Annotated in this window: 14 protein-coding genes and 2 tRNA genes; 12 read left to right on the forward strand and 4 right to left on the reverse strand. The window is 69.6% G+C overall.

The window, feature by feature from the left end; all coding sequences use genetic code 11:
* Nucleotides 1-6: 6 nt before the first annotated feature.
* Entirely contained in the window at nt 7-1092 is a 1086-nt protein-coding gene (locus ACA361_RS13535) for a phosphotransferase family protein (protein ID WP_375012266.1), read from the reverse strand.
* A gap of 467 nt (nt 1093-1559) precedes the next feature.
* Here ACA361_RS13535 and ACA361_RS13540 point away from each other — a divergent pair, with 467 nt between their 5' ends.
* Entirely contained in the window at nt 1560-2354 is a 795-nt protein-coding gene (locus ACA361_RS13540) for a hypothetical protein (protein WP_375012267.1), read from the forward strand.
* Here the strand turns inward: ACA361_RS13540 and ACA361_RS13545 are convergent.
* Entirely contained in the window at nt 2308-3687 is a 1380-nt protein-coding gene (locus ACA361_RS13545) for a PLP-dependent aminotransferase family protein (RefSeq protein WP_375012268.1), read from the reverse strand. The two genes, ACA361_RS13540 and ACA361_RS13545, sit on opposite strands and share 47 nt — an antisense overlap.
* A 68-nt stretch (nt 3688-3755) precedes the next feature.
* Between ACA361_RS13545 and ACA361_RS13550 the strand changes: the two genes are divergently transcribed.
* The 3 genes from ACA361_RS13550 (at nt 3756) to ACA361_RS13560 (ending at nt 5180) form a co-directional block, all read left to right on the forward strand.
* Nucleotides 3756-4412: a pyridoxamine 5'-phosphate oxidase family protein gene (locus ACA361_RS13550; RefSeq protein WP_375012269.1), complete on the forward strand. Its 657-nt coding sequence runs from the start codon at nt 3756-3758 to the stop codon at nt 4410-4412.
* A gap of 34 nt (nt 4413-4446) precedes the next feature.
* Complete coding sequence (gene orn, locus ACA361_RS13555) at nt 4447-5046, forward strand: oligoribonuclease (RefSeq protein ID WP_375012270.1); 600 nt, start codon at nt 4447-4449, stop codon at nt 5044-5046.
* Nucleotides 5047-5104: 58 nt separating this feature from the next.
* Nucleotides 5105-5180, forward strand: a tRNA-His gene (locus ACA361_RS13560).
* A 119-nt stretch (nt 5181-5299) separates the two neighbouring features.
* On the opposite strand, the gene ACA361_RS13565 is transcribed toward ACA361_RS13560, so the two are convergent.
* The gene (locus tag ACA361_RS13565; RefSeq protein ID WP_375012271.1) at nt 5300-5668 is read right to left on the reverse strand and encodes a hypothetical protein; all 369 of its coding nucleotides are present in this window, start codon (nt 5666-5668) and stop codon (nt 5300-5302) included.
* Between the two features lie 749 nt (nt 5669-6417).
* On the opposite strand from ACA361_RS13565, the gene ACA361_RS13570 reads away from it, so the two are divergent.
* The 6 genes from ACA361_RS13570 (at nt 6418) to ACA361_RS13595 (ending at nt 10620) form a co-directional block, all read left to right on the forward strand.
* Entirely contained in the window at nt 6418-6741 is a 324-nt protein-coding gene (locus ACA361_RS13570) for a hypothetical protein (protein WP_375012272.1), read from the forward strand.
* A 227-nt stretch (nt 6742-6968) separates the two neighbouring features.
* A complete protein-coding gene (locus ACA361_RS13575) occupies nt 6969-7376 on the forward strand; it encodes a GIY-YIG nuclease family protein (RefSeq protein WP_375012273.1) in 408 nt (135 codons plus the stop codon).
* 26 nt (nt 7377-7402) lie between these two features.
* Complete coding sequence (locus ACA361_RS13580) at nt 7403-8359, forward strand: TIGR03557 family F420-dependent LLM class oxidoreductase (RefSeq protein WP_375012274.1); 957 nt, start codon at nt 7403-7405, stop codon at nt 8357-8359.
* A gap of 56 nt (nt 8360-8415) precedes the next feature.
* Nucleotides 8416-8964 (forward strand): response regulator transcription factor, encoded by a 549-nt coding sequence (locus ACA361_RS13585; RefSeq protein ID WP_375012275.1) that lies wholly within the window; start codon nt 8416-8418, stop codon nt 8962-8964.
* Between the two features lie 78 nt (nt 8965-9042).
* A tRNA-Lys gene (locus ACA361_RS13590) sits at nt 9043-9115 on the forward strand.
* A gap of 623 nt (nt 9116-9738) precedes the next feature.
* A complete protein-coding gene (locus tag ACA361_RS13595; RefSeq protein ID WP_375012276.1) occupies nt 9739-10620 on the forward strand; it encodes a restriction endonuclease in 882 nt (293 codons plus the stop codon).
* 181 nt (nt 10621-10801) lie between these two features.
* Here ACA361_RS13595 and ACA361_RS13600 read toward each other — a convergent pair whose 3' ends face one another.
* On the reverse strand, nt 10802-11347 hold the full coding sequence (locus ACA361_RS13600) for an ATP-binding protein (RefSeq protein WP_375012277.1): 546 nt from the start codon (nt 11345-11347) through the stop codon (nt 10802-10804).
* Nucleotides 11348-11596: 249 nt separating this feature from the next.
* Between ACA361_RS13600 and ACA361_RS13605 the strand changes: the two genes are divergently transcribed.
* A complete protein-coding gene (locus ACA361_RS13605; RefSeq protein ID WP_375012278.1) occupies nt 11597-13024 on the forward strand; it encodes a hypothetical protein in 1428 nt (475 codons plus the stop codon).
* 10 nt (nt 13025-13034) lie between these two features.
* On the forward strand, nt 13035-13532 hold the full coding sequence (locus ACA361_RS13610) for a GNAT family N-acetyltransferase (protein WP_375012279.1): 498 nt from the start codon (nt 13035-13037) through the stop codon (nt 13530-13532).
* Nucleotides 13533-13579 lie beyond the last annotated feature (47 nt).

Here is a 13579-nt window from a genome sequence, read left to right on the forward strand (position 1 = left end):
CCCGCCCTACCAGACGGAACCGGCGTCGAGCGTGCGGTGCGCGCGTTCCAGCAGCACCGGGACGCCGGCGCCGACGCTCTCGAAGCCCTCGCCGACGGTGGCCTTCTGCAGGAAGCGGGCGTGGATGCCCTCAAGGATCACCGCGAGCTTGAAGCAGGCGAACGCCACGTAGAAGTCGAGGTCGGCCAGGTCGAACCCGGTCAGCTCGGCGTACCGCTCGGCGAACTCGCGGCGGCTGTGGAAGCCGGGCGCCGCGGTGATCGTCGCGCCGACCGGCAGCTTGTCGCCGTCGGTGGCCTCGGCCCAGTAGACGAGGGTGAGCCCGAGGTCCGACAGCGGGTCGCCGAGGGTGGACATCTCCCAGTCGACGACGGCCGCGATCTCGGGTTCCGGCTCGATCCGGGCGAGCGCGTTGTCGAGCCGGAAGTCGCCGTGCACGAGCCGGGCCGGGCCGTCCGCGGGGAGCCGCTCGCCCAGCCGGGCCGCGAGCCGGTCGTACTCGGGCAGGTCGCGCTCGGCGCCGGTGGCGAGGATCGCCTCCCGGGAGCTGTCCCACTGCTTGCCCCACCGCCTGAGCTGGCGCTCCATGTAGCCGGCCGGGCGGCCGAAGTCGCCCAGCCCGGCCGCCTCGACGTCGGTCAGGTGGATGGCGGCCAGTGCCCGCGCCAGCGCCTCGCTGAGGCCGCGCGCCTGCTCGGCGGTGAGCCCGGCGGCGTCCTCGGTGGTGCGGAGCACCCGCCCGTCGACGAAGTCCATCAGGTAGAAGCGCGCCCCGATGACCTCCTCGTCGTCGCAGAAGGCCAGCGTCGTGGGCACCGGGACGTCGCCGCCCTTGCCCAGCGCCGACAGCACCCGGTACTCGCGGCCCATGTCGTGCGCCGTGGGCAGCACGTGGCCGAGCGGCGGGCGGCGCAGCACGATGCGCCGGCCGCCGTCGAGCGTGATCCCGTACGTGAGGTTGGAGCGGCCGCCCGAGATCACGTCGATCGCGGTGATCCGGCCGGAACCGGGCAGCGCGCGGGCCAGCCAGTCCGCCAGGCGGGGGACGTCGATGCCGGGGACCCCGGCCGGAAGTTCAGCGTCAACGGTCATGACCCACTATTAGAACGCGGCTCGGTGGGCCGCGTGAACCCCACCCCCCGCTTGCCCCGCATCCCGGTCCGGGCGCTGGCGGAGCGTAACAACTCGGCCACAACTGGCCGTTTGACCACCGGGCGACGCGGCCCGCCGCCGCCTCACGCTACCTGCGGAAAGACACTCCGCACCGGGTCAAGGCGACCGGTCCTGGAAGGGGCATTCGGGTGTCGGCAGGGTGATTCGGCATGCTCGGAGGGTACGCATTCCCGGCGACCGTAGATCAGAATGAGGTCCGCCGGTCGGAACCACCGGGCCCGCCACCGCAGCCCTCGGCGGCAGGCTGGACTTATCGGTTCGGCTGGGCTACGAACGAGGAACTAACACCATTCGGGGCCAGACCGCCCGATTGGGGGGGACACACCGTGGCAGACGCATGGCTGCCGGGAGTCGGCCGCATGCCGGTAGGACGGGACGGTGGAGCGTTGCGAGGGGGGGCTCCCCGCGTCGTCTGGTTCAGCAGCGAGTCCGACCCGCGCATCTTCTCGGCCCGTTCCGTGGCCGCCGATCTCGTCCGGGAGGGAACTCCGGCCCATCTGGTCTGGAACCCGTGCTCCGGCGAGATCGTCCAGATGATCCCGATCACCCGGGCCGGCGGCCTGCTTGAAGGCCCCGCCCGGCACGAGGGACGCGCGTGCGTGCAGGTGATGGTCGTGGGGTACGCCCTCGACCCGTTCACCGGCACCCTGCTCAGCGGGCTGGAGGTGATCATGGCGTGGCTGGACGCCTGGGGCGTCGGCCGGCGCTGGCCGGCCGGCCCGCCGCTGCCGCCGCCGCAGTCCTACGCCGCGAGCCGCGCGCGCCGCGACTGGGCCCGCGGCGGGCACTTCGGCGCCTCCCAGGTGCCCGGGCCGCTCCGGTTCGACCCCGGCGGCATCGACATCCGGCGGATCACCGGGCCCGACACCCCGGTCACCGCCGTCCCGAGGCAGCGCCCCATCCCCGCCCAGGAGACCGGGGCCGGCCCCGGGGCGGACGTCCCGCGGGAGACGCCGCTGGACGCGCCGCGCACGCTCCAGCCGCCGGCCATGGAACCGGCGGCCGCGGCGGCGGGCGCGGGCGGCAACGGCGGCGCGCGGCTGGCGGTACCGCTGCCGCGCCCCGCCGATCCGGACGCGTGCCGCACCGGGAACGGCCGCCCGGCCGCGCCCCCCGCGCCTCCCGCGTCCCCGCCTACGCCGGTCCGACCAGTTCCCGAACCAGCGAGCTTGCGGTCCTGAGGGCGCTCAGGCTCGGGGCCGCCCCGTAGCCGATCACGAGACCGGAGACGCGCGGCGGGCCGGCGTGGTGCCGTTCCAGGGTGTCCAGCAGCACGCCTCGCCGCGCGGCCTCCCGCACGGCGCGGGCGGCGTGCCCGGGCGGCGTCTCGACCACGAGGTGCAGCCCGGCGGTGTCGCCGCGCAGGGGCAGCCCGGCGAGCGCCCCGGCGACGGTGGCGCGGCGCCGGGCGTACTCGCCGCGCATCCGCCGCACGTACCGGTCGAGGTCGCCGCGCGCCAGCAGCACCCGCAGGGCCTCCTGCGGGACGACGGCCGTACGGTCGCTGAGATCGGCCCGGCGCGCCGCCACCGCCTCCACCACGTCGGGCCGGGCCACCAGCCAGCCGACGCCCACGTCCGCGGTGAGGATCTTCGCCGCGGTGCCCAGGTAGACGACGACGCCGGGGTCCAGGCCGTACAGGGCCGGGAGCGGGGCCACGTCGTACCGGAACTCCCCGTCGTAGTCGTCCTCCGCGATCAGCGCGCCCGCCCGCCGCGCCCACGCCAGCAGCGCCTGCCGCCGCGGCACGGGCAGCACGCCGCCGAGCGGGTACTGGTGGGACGGCGTCGTGTAGACCAGGCGCAGGTCACCGGGGAGCGCGTCCACGATGAGCCCGTGCTCGTCGACGGGGCACGGCACCAGCTCCATGCCGCGCGCCGCCAGGACGTTGCGGGCCTTGCCGTACCCCGGCTCCTCGACACCGACCCGGTCGCCCGGCCGCAGCACGGCCGCGGCGAGCAGGTCCAGCCCGTTCGTGGCGCCGCGCGTGACCAGGAGCCGGTCCGGCGGGCACGCCACGCCGCGGCTGCGCCGCACGTAGTCGGCCAGCTCCGCGCGCAGCCCCGGCAGCCCGCGCGGATCCGGCCGCATCGCCGGGGCGACGGTCGCCGCCAGCCGCCAGGCGCGGCGCCACGCGGGCGTGTCCAGGCGGCCGATGAACGGGACGCCGGGACGCAGGTCGATCGCCTCCGGCGCGTCCCCGTCCGGTGCCGCGGCGGCGCTCCCGCCCGCCTCCGGAACGGGCGGGACATCGGTGGCGATGTCGGTCACGTACGTGCCCGAGCCGTGCCTGCCCTCCAGCCAGCCCTCCGCGTAGAGCTGCTCGTACGCTTCGGTCACGACCGTGCGGCTCACCCCAAGGGACGCGGCCAGCGTCCTGCTGGCAGGGAGCCGCTCCCCCGCGACCAGCCGCCCCTCGCGCATCGCGGCGCGGAGCTGGCTCGCGAGCTGCTCGTTCATCGGCTCGCCGCCCGACCTGGTGACCGTCAGGGGCAGATCGAACGAGGCACGCAAAGTGGTCTCCGGCTATCGACTTCAAGTGGCCCTACAGACCAGGCCACTTGCTCTCTAGCGTAATGCCCATGAACAGCACGTCCCTGTCCCCGACCGCCCGCACCAGCCTCCAGCGCGGCAAGAAGCGCGCCGTCACCGACCGTTCCGCGCTCTACGAGATCCTGGACGACGGCCGCATCTGCCACCTCGGCGTGGTCGTGGACGGCTCCCCGATGGTCATCCCGACCGGCTACGGGCGCCTCGGCGACACCCTCTACCTGCACGGATCGACCGGGGCGCGCAGCCTCCGGGCGGGCTCCTCCCAGGAGGTGTGCGTCACCGTCACGCACCTGGACGGCATCGTCCTCGCCCGTTCGGTGTTCCACCACTCGGTGAACTACCGCAGCGCCGTCATCTACGGCACTCCCCGCACGGTCACCGAGGACGGCGAGAAGCTCGCCGGACTGGAGGCCATCACCGAGAACCTCGCCCCCGGCCAGTGGAGCACCGCGCGGCAGCCCACCCGCAAGGAACTGGCCGCCACCGCCGTCCTGGCCCTCTCCCTGGAGGAGGCGTCCGTCAAGGTGCGGCAGGGCCCGCCGGTCGACGACGAGGAGGACTACGCCATGAGCCTCTGGGCGGGCGTGCTCCCCGTACGGCAGGTGTTCGGCGATCCCGTACCGGACCCGCGCCTCCGTCCCGGCACCCCGGTGCCGCCGCACGTGCTGGCCCAGGTCCCTGGGTGACCCGCCGGGCCGCGCTTGGTCGTAGGGTGAACCCATGAACGAGCGCCTGGTCTGGATTGATTGCGAGATGACGGGACTCGACCTGCGCAACGACGCGCTGATCGAGATAGCCGCGCTGGTGACCGACAGCGAGCTGAACATCCTGGACGCGGGCGTCGATATCGTGATCAAACCCCCGGAAGAGGCCCTCACCCAGATGTCGAACGTGGTGCGCGACATGCACACCACGTCGGGCCTGCTGGAGGTGCTGGCCGGCGGGATCACCCTGGCCGAGGCCGAGGAGACCGTGCTCGCCTACGTCCGCGAGCACGTCAAGGACCCCAAGAAGGCGCCGCTGTGCGGCAACTCGATCGCCACGGACCGCTCGTTCCTGGCCCGCGACATGCCCGCCCTGGACGCCCACCTGCACTACCGCATGGTGGACGTCTCCAGCATCAAGGAGCTCGCCCGCCGCTGGTACCCCCGGGTCTACTTCGCCAGCCCGGAGAAGAAGGGCGGCCACCGCGCCCTGGCCGACATCACCGAGAGCATCCAGGAGCTGCGCTACTACCGCGCCGCCCTCTTCGTCCCCCAGCCCGGCCCCGACTCCGAGACGGCCCGCGCCCTGGCCGCCGAGATCGCCGGAAACGGGTGACCGAGCACCCTCCGGAAACCGCTACACTTCTTGGAGCCGGGATCGCGTCCCGGCCTTGGTGGGTGTAGCTCAGTCGGCAGAGCACCAGGTTGTGGTCCTGGGTGTCGGGGGTTCAAGTCCCCTCACTCACCCCAAGGTAGAAACGAGAAAGGGCCTGGTCACCGGGGACGGTGGCCAGGCCCTTTCTCATTGCGCCACGCGCTCCCGCCCCCGGATGTCCGATTCTGGGAGCGATTTGGGAGTGATCTTGCCTTCAGAGCCCCCTGTGGGGCGCCAGCAGCTCGTCCAGGATCGCGACTCCGGACCGTGGCGCGAGCCCAGCGCGAGCGGCCAGGGCTGGACGGGCGTGCCCGGCCAGGGCCCCCATGTCCACCAGCACCGGCATGGCCGGCTTGCCGTGCTTGCCGCTCCGCTTGGGATACCAGCCGCCGGCGGGCCGGAAGACCCGCTCGCTGTAGTCGGACCGCCGGAAGTGCGCCCCTGACGGGCTGAGGAAGACGTGGCGCCCTCCCGAGCACCACGGTTCTTCGGTCCCCCGGCAGGTACAGGAACGAGCCTTCCGCCCTCCCATCTGGTGGGCCGGCAGCACGTCCAGGAACGGCGGCGAGTCGATCGTCCGCATGGAGCCCTGGAGATCAGCCCCGAACGCACCGTCACCGGGATCACCCGCATCACCGTGGGCGACCTGGTGGCCTTCTCCATGTCCGGCGCCTACGCCTGGAACATCTCCCACCACGACTTCCTCATGCACCCAGCCCTCGTTCCGCTTTCTCGGCGCGTAACCCACAGCATTGAGTGGGTGCTCTCTTGAGCACGGTGACCTCGGTCATGAGGCGGGTTCCACCATTGTCCCATCGCAGTCGTCCGAGACGTACGGGTCGCAGGTCAGGCAGCGCGGCGTACCGCAGGTGACGCATTGGGTCATGCTCCTCCGCAATGGCGGGGCAAGGCTTGTCCATTCGTCGCGCGGGCAGGGGAGATCGACACGCGGCTCACTTCCTTGAGCGTGCTGAACGGGGCCTCGCGTGTGACTGTGCGGCGTTGTCGGCGTTTCGCAGGCGGATGGGCCGACAAAAATTTGGAAGATGCTGTCCACGGCCCCGGAGCGCGTCGGCCCGCACCGCCTGGTTTCGTCCTACATCCACCGATTTGATCGGGCTTCACCCGCCGGGCGGGTTTTGGGGCTATTGATCAACCTCGATCACAGGCGCTATAACTTGCCGTGCCTCGATCAGCCGCCCGGCGGGCTCCGGCCCGACCCTGCCTCCAGGAGGACCCGACGTCGTATTCGCCTTTCACGGCGGCTTGGGTCATGTGCCGTTACCAGGCCGGATGCGGCCGGACCCTGCAATGATTCATGAAGGGACGTACATGAAACTCCCGATCAAGGTCGCCATCGCGACCGCCGTGGTGACCGTGGGGATGGGAGCGCTCGCCGTTCCCGCGAATGCCGAATGGAAGAGGGGTACGACCGGATGCTTCGGTTACTCCTATGACACCGACCCCGATCACAAAGAAACGGTGTACTGGAGCAACAGGTGCAAGACCAAGAAGTATATAAAGATCACCATCAACCGCGGTTCGGACGGCTGCTTCGGTGTCGGGGGCAAGAAGAAGGGCCACAAGCAATTCCTGCCCTACACGGCCTTCACCAACGCGACTTTCCAGAAGGCGCAGCAGGTCAAAAAGTGCTAGCCCGCCGTCCCATGATCTGAAACGCCGGCCTTCGAGCGTCGAAATCACCGATGACCGGCGCCGTTCACCGGCGGTCGATCAACCGTGATCGCCGCGTCATGGGGCTGGCCTGTCAGGGCCGGTGTGAGTTTCAGGACGGGACACCAAGGAATGGCAGAAGGCCGGTCGTCCGCGGTACGGGCGACCGGCCTTCTGTGCGGCTTCTTTGTTTCGCGCCTCTCAAGTATATGCAGAGGACTCTTGGGCGAGAACGCTCCCTTAAAGGTGGATCGGTCACCAACGACTGGGCCGCCCCTGGAGAGGCCACTCTTACAGAGTGGATGCATGAACACGCTCAGGTCTGCTGGATCGAGCACCCCGAGCCGTGGACAGTCGAGTCAGCCCTGATGACAGAACTGGACCTGTCGCTGAACCTAGACCAGAACCGGCACAACGCCTTCCATGCTCGACTCACGGCGCTGCGTGCAGAGGGCGCGCCAGCGAGCACGGGAGTTGCCCATCGCCAGGTGAGCGGCCCCGACGGCGAGAGCGGAAGCGGACGGCCACCTACGGCGGCTCGGTCTCCGGCGTATCGCCTGACGTCCGCGGGGCCCCCGGATGTTTCCGGTGGCCCCCGCGGGCATAACGGAGCGTGATCAACAGCGCACCGGAAGGCGGCCCCATGAAGATCGGCTACAAGCTCTTCGCCGAGGCGTACGACCCCAAGGAGATCGTCCGCCAGGCCCGGAAGGCCGAAGAGGCCGGCTTCGACTTCGTGGAGATCAGCGACCACTACCACCCCTGGCTCTACAGCCACGGCCACAGCGGCTTCGTCTGGTCCATGCTGGCCGCCATCGCCGCCCAGACCACCACGCTCCGCCTCGCCACGGGCGTGACCTGCCCGTTCATCCGCTACCACCCGGCGATCATCGCCCAGGCCGCCGCCACCACCGCGATCCTGTCCGACGGCCGCTTCACCCTCGGCGTCGGCTCCGGCGAGCGCCTCAACGAGCACGTCGTCGGCGGTGGCTGGCCCTCGGTCACCGTCCGCCACGAGATGCTCCGCGAGGCCCTGGAGATCATCCGCCTCCTGTGGTCCGGCGGCTACCACTCGTACGAGGGCAAGCACCTCGACCTGGAGGACGCCCGCGTCTTCGACCTCCCCGACGAGCTCCCGCCCATCATCGTCGCCGCCTCGGGCGACCGTTCCGCCGAGATCGCCGCCACCCAGGACGGCCTCTTCGCCACCGAACCGAGCCGCGAGGTCGTCCAGACCTTCGAGAACCACAACGGCTCAGGGCCCCGCTACTGCGAGATCCCCCTCGCGTACGCCGAGGACGAGCGGTCCGGCGCCGCGTCCGCCCACAACCTCATGCGCTTCGGCCTGACCGGCTGGAAGGTCCAGGCCGAACTCCCCAACCCGATCAACTTCGAGGCCGCCACCGCGCTGATCACCGAGGACGACATCCGGCGGAACTTCCCCTGCGGCCCCGACCCCGACCGGCACGTGGAGGCCGTCCGCCCGTACATCGACGCGGGCTTCGACCACCTCACGCTGATGAACGCCGGCACCTCCCCGGACGCCTTCTTCGACTTCTACGCCGACGAACTCGCCGGTCGCCTCATTGGCTCCGGATGATCGGGCCGTTATGCTCCGAACCCTACAACCGACAATGACACCCCACCGGAGACGGGATGAGTGTCGACGAAACGGCCCCCCTGCGCGTCCTCGTGGTGGACACCGATCCCCACGCCCGCGCCGCCGTCATCACGCGCCTGACCGCCGAACCCCAGCTCCAGATCGTCGCCGAATCCGACGGCCACGACGCGATCCCCCTCGCGGAGCGCCTCCACCCCGACATCGCCCTCCTCACACCCCCCACCGCCTCCCTCACCCCCGCCCTCACGGCCATCGCCCGCGTCTTCATCCTCACCACCACCGACACCCCGCCCCCCGACGGCGCCTGCGGCACCCTCCCGCCGTCCCTCACGGGCATCGACCTCCTCCGCAACGTCCGCGACGCCAGCCGCGTCTCCCACGGCCTCTCCGCCCGCGAGGCCGAGGTCATGGACCTCATCGCCACCGGCCGCTCCAACGGCGAGATCGCCCGCCAGCTCTTCCTCAGCGAGAAGACCGTCAAGAACCACGTCAACCGCATCTACGCCAAGCTGGGCGTCAGCTCCCGCGCCACCGCCATCGCCCTCTGGCGCGGCCTGATGAGCGCCCTCCCCGCCAAGGATTAACCGATTCGCACTGCTCCCGACCTCCTGCTAACCTTCTACATGTCGCCAGGGAGGCCCCGCCGGCCCCCAGACCGACAAGCGCCGTTAGCTCAATTGGCAGAGCAGCGGACTCTTAATCCGCGGGTTCGGGGTTCAAGTCCCTGACGGCGCACCCGCTCTGACCTGGGCATTCGCGATTATGTCGCGAATGCCCATAGGTGTTTATGGGCCGTTTTGCCCGCCCGCGCTGCTCGATGTTCGCTCGCCAGACACCAACAGCGCCAATGGCCGTACTGACGGCCGTTTCACCAGCACTTGTCATGGCCCATGGGCCGCCGAAGCGGCCCGTGCCCGTCAGAGGCGCGCACAGCTGCTCCCGCCCGACACGGCCTCCACGTTGCCGACAACATCACCGCGCCGCTCTTTGCCATCCAGGGCGCCCACGCCCCCCGCATTCCCAGACCGAGTCCGACCAGAACGTCCACCGCCTACGCGAACGCGGCACTGAAATCCGCTACGACGTCCACCCTGACAAGGGCAACGGCTTCACCCACTGCGAGGCCTAGAGCAACCTCGCCGATCTCCTCATCACCCACCTCCAATGAGGTACAGCCAGAGCGACGCACGAAGGCTCGTGCTCGCGCCAGGATCGCCTGTCGGTCTGTCTTGATCCCCGCCTTGACGAAGGCACCGCCGGGTAGCGTGATGCCTCTCAGATTCGCTCCTGGCAAGAGCCTCAGCACCTGACCGACGTAGACGGGGGATATCGTGCCAATTCCGGACTACCAAACGCTCATGGCACCAGTTCTCGAACTCCTGGCAGACGGCCAGGAGTTGAGACTCCAGGACGTACGCGACCGCCTCGCCCCCAAGCTCGGGATCAGCGAGGAGGACCGTCAGGAACGCATTAACAGCGGAACCCCTCGGTTCGACAACCGGGTCCACTGGGCCATCACCTACCTGTACCAGGCAGGTCTGCTCCAGCGCCCCCGCCGCGGCGTCGTCCAGATCACCGACCGCGGTGTCGAGGTGCTCAAGGCGAATCCGGAACGAGTCGACAACGAAGTGCTGGACCAGTTCGAGGAGTTTCGAGCGTTCAAGAGCCGCACCCGCCCCGCCCGTTCGACACCGACCTCCCCCGGAGTCGAAGACCAAAGCACACCCCAGGAGAAGATCTCCAGCGCGATCGACGAGGCCAACGAGGTCGTCGCGGCCGAGATCCTGGAGCGCGTCCAGCAAGCCGACTTCGTCTTCCTTGAACGCCTGGTTCTGCGCGTCCTGGCCGCCATGGGGTACGGAGGACCGACCGGCTCGATCCGCCACCTCGGCGGCCCCGGAGACGGTGGCGTGGACGGTGTGATCCGCCAAGACCCCCTCGGCCTGGACGAGATCTACGTCCAGGCCAAACGCTTCGCCACCCACCGCACCATCGGACGTCCGGAGATCCAGGCCTTCGTCGGCGCCCTGCACGGAGCCCAGGCCGACCGCGGAATCTTCGTCACGACCAGCACCTTCACCGCCGACGCCACCGAATACGCCGAACGGGTCAACGCCCGCGTCGTCCTCATCGACGGCCCCGCCCTCGCCCGCCTCATGGTCCAGCACAACATCGGCGTACAGGACCAGCAGCGCTACGTCCTCAAGCGCGTCGACGAGGACTTCTTCGAGGAGCTCTGACCCACAGGGGCAGCCTCGCGTCGAGGTGCAGTACGTGCCGCGACATAGAGGATGCAGGCGGGTCGCCACTTACAGCGGCGGTCGGCGGTGCCCACGAACGGAGTAGCCGGCCAGGGAGCCACGCCACGCCGCGCACAACCGCCAGGCACCCCCGGCCTTGGATGGTCTTACTCCGGTTCCCTCACTCAGGGAAGTCGTCCAGGAGCACCAGACCAGTGAAGGTTGCCGATCCGGCGTCTCCCGGAGCAAGGAACGCCCGCACCCGGTAACCCGCACCCGCCCGCCGTACCGACCAGCGGGAGGCGACGGAAGCCACGATGAACAGGCCACGGCCGTTAGTGCCACCGGTACCGGCGAGCCTGAGGTGGGGAGCCGTACCCGGTCCCCGGCCGGTGTCGACAACGGTGATGACGACGCGAGACCGCGGGAGCCGTCTGATCGTCAGTCGTACGAGATCGCCCGGAGCACAACCGTGAATGACGGCATTCGCGAAGAGTTCGCTCGCCACCAGTTCCGCGCTGTCGGCGCACCTGTGATCTGGCCCCAAGGCCACCCGAAGCCGCTTGCGTACGACCGTCGCCTGTGACGGATCAGCCGGCACCGTGAACGCTTCAGCGATCAGGAGCGTCCGTGCCCGGCGGTTTCCCTCGTCGCTGTTCTGGCGTCCTCTAACGAATCGCGCAGGAACGCGGACGGCGAGCTGACGCATCGAGCGGGAGGCATCCATGGGCGAATCACCTTAAGCCGAGTCCAGAGGGAAGTCTTGCAAGTCGCCATCATGTAGTCACTCACTGTGACGGCTCTCATCACTCTGATCGACGCTTCCCACAGTGCCCAGGCCAGCAAGACGTGAAGGCCGTGATGCTCCTCGAAGGCTGCGTGAACGTCGTGAAGGTAGCGCTGGAGCTGCCGTTCACGCCCGTGTCGCCAGCTTGCGAGTTACGGTGCCAGCAGCTTCCAGCGGCATGGAGACCACGTGAACGCGACAAAATCGCTCCTGGGCGAACACCTTGCTCGACTCAAGTGGACGCCCCGCGAACTCGCCCGTGCGATCAACTCCTGGCTTGAAGTCCGCGGTAGATCGGCCGAGCGGATCCACCCGACGACGCCGTACCACTGGATCAGCAAGGGTTTCTGCCCCTATGCGCCCTATCCCCAGATCGTCGCCGAAGTCCTGTCCGCGGCATTCGGGCATGCGATCACCGCGCACGTCCTGTGGCCGGACAAAGCAGCCACGGTAGCCAACTCACCGAAGACTGCGGCCAACGGCCTGTCAGCGACGTGGAACGCCGATGACGTCATCGCGCAGATCTCCGAGCTCGCGCGTGAACACCCGGACGGCATGGCCACGGTCAACGGCCCCGACCTCGTCACCCCAGCACTCGACGGGATTCATCACTCCCCAGGCAAGACGGCGGCCGGGACGGTGGGCGGCGATCGGGTGCGGCCCGCGTTGATGACCCTGATCACTCGGCATATCGCGGAACTGCGCCTGCTCGACGACCGCGCAGGCGGCGGCGCGCTTAATCTCCGCTACGTCCACAATGAGCTGCACACCGTCCTGGACCTGCTGCGCAACGCGGCCTGCGAGGCCGACGTGCACGAGCGGCTCTTGCTGGCCACGGCCGATCTCGCCCAGCTCTCCGGCTGGATGCACTGGGACGCCGGCAACCACGGCATTGGACAGCGCTACCTCCTGCTGGCCATCCGCGCCGCCCGAGCCGCCGCCGAATCACGAAGACTCGAACTACGCACTACTGCCACCGAAAGCACCACCAACACGCTCGGCATGCTCGCCTACCAGTGCGCTCACACCGGCCGCCCAGCCGATGCCGTCCGCCTGGCCGAAGCGGCCACCCGGCTCGGACGCGCCACCTCGTCCGCAACGCGAGCACGTCTCGCCGGACGCCTGGCCACCGCGCACGCCGCCGCAGGCGACATCCACGCGTTCCGGGACGCAGCCGAACAGGCTCGGCGGCACCTCGACGACCACCGCCCGGACGACGCCCCACCGTTCCTCTACTACCTCAACACCGAGCAGCTGGACGCCGAAGCCGGTCAGGCACTCGTCGACCTGGCTCGCCATCGGCCCGCCGAGTCCGGCAAGCTACTCAGCGAGTCCGTCGACCTCCTCACCCCGCTGACATCCACGGGGCTGCGCACCGAGTACCAACGTTCGGCTCTCCTGCACGGCTGCTACCTCGTTCAGGCGCACCTGCACCAGCACGACCTCGAAGCGGCCGTCGCCGCCACCCGTAAAGTCACCGAGCGCCTGGCGGGCGTCCAGTCGGTCCGCTGCCAGGTACTGGTCAGGCGCCTGCTCAGAACTTTCGCGCGTCGTGCCCGCAACCCCTACGTCGCCGACCTGCTCCCCGAGTTGAATGACGCACTCAATACTGCGTGACCATGGAGACATGGCGCACGGCCCCTCCCCCTGCAACCACAGCACCCCGCACGTCGTCCGACCACGCTCCTACGACCATCCCGACGCCCGCCGACTCACCCACGAGCTGTACCTGGAACAGCTGGCTCGTTATGGTGCCGCCGACGCCCCCGTCGACGCGGTCGACGATTTCGCGCCCCCGGCCGGCCTTTTCCTCATCGCCTACGTCAACGGCCTCGCATGCGCCTGCGGCGGAATCCGTACCTACGAACCGGGAGTAGCGGAAATCAAGAAGATGTACGTCGCCCCAGACTTCCGCGGGCACGGGCTAGGGCGACTCATCCTCGCCGCGCTGGAGCGAGCAGGTCAGGCCAACGGCGCCGTTCGATTCGTTCTGGAAACAGGTTCTCGCAACACCGAAGCCCTCTCGCTCTACGCGCACGCCGGCTACCAGCCCATCCCCGCCTACCGCGACCGCGACTCCACCATCAACCGCGCCCTCGCCAAGAACGTCTCCGTCTCCCAGTAGAACGCCGCCTGTTACCTCTCACCTCTGAAGTCCCGGGCAAGCGTTCC

The sequence above is a fragment of the Actinomadura sp. 21ATH genome (genome assembly GCF_041951345.1).
Lineage (GTDB): Bacteria > Actinomycetota > Actinomycetes > Streptosporangiales > Streptosporangiaceae > Spirillospora.

Coding starts and splice junctions, on each gene's coding strand:
- ACA361_RS13535 (WP_375012266.1), bottom strand. CDS start 1,092: ATGACCGTTGACGCTGAACTTCCGGCCGGGGTCCCCGGCATCGACGTC.
- ACA361_RS13550 (WP_375012269.1), top strand. CDS start 3,756: ATGAACAGCACGTCCCTGTCCCCGACCGCCCGCACCAGCCTCCAGCGC.
- orn (WP_375012270.1), top strand. CDS start 4,447: ATGAACGAGCGCCTGGTCTGGATTGATTGCGAGATGACGGGACTCGAC.
- ACA361_RS13565 (WP_375012271.1), bottom strand. CDS start 5,668: ATGCGGACGATCGACTCGCCGCCGTTCCTGGACGTGCTGCCGGCCCAC.
- ACA361_RS13570 (WP_375012272.1), top strand. CDS start 6,418: ATGAAACTCCCGATCAAGGTCGCCATCGCGACCGCCGTGGTGACCGTG.
- ACA361_RS13575 (WP_375012273.1), top strand. CDS start 6,969: ATGCAGAGGACTCTTGGGCGAGAACGCTCCCTTAAAGGTGGATCGGTC.
- ACA361_RS13580 (WP_375012274.1), top strand. CDS start 7,403: ATGAAGATCGGCTACAAGCTCTTCGCCGAGGCGTACGACCCCAAGGAG.
- ACA361_RS13585 (WP_375012275.1), top strand. CDS start 8,416: ATGAGTGTCGACGAAACGGCCCCCCTGCGCGTCCTCGTGGTGGACACC.
- ACA361_RS13595 (WP_375012276.1), top strand. CDS start 9,739: ATGGCACCAGTTCTCGAACTCCTGGCAGACGGCCAGGAGTTGAGACTC.
- ACA361_RS13600 (WP_375012277.1), bottom strand. CDS start 11,347: ATGGATGCCTCCCGCTCGATGCGTCAGCTCGCCGTCCGCGTTCCTGCG.
- ACA361_RS13610 (WP_375012279.1), top strand. CDS start 13,035: ATGGCGCACGGCCCCTCCCCCTGCAACCACAGCACCCCGCACGTCGTC.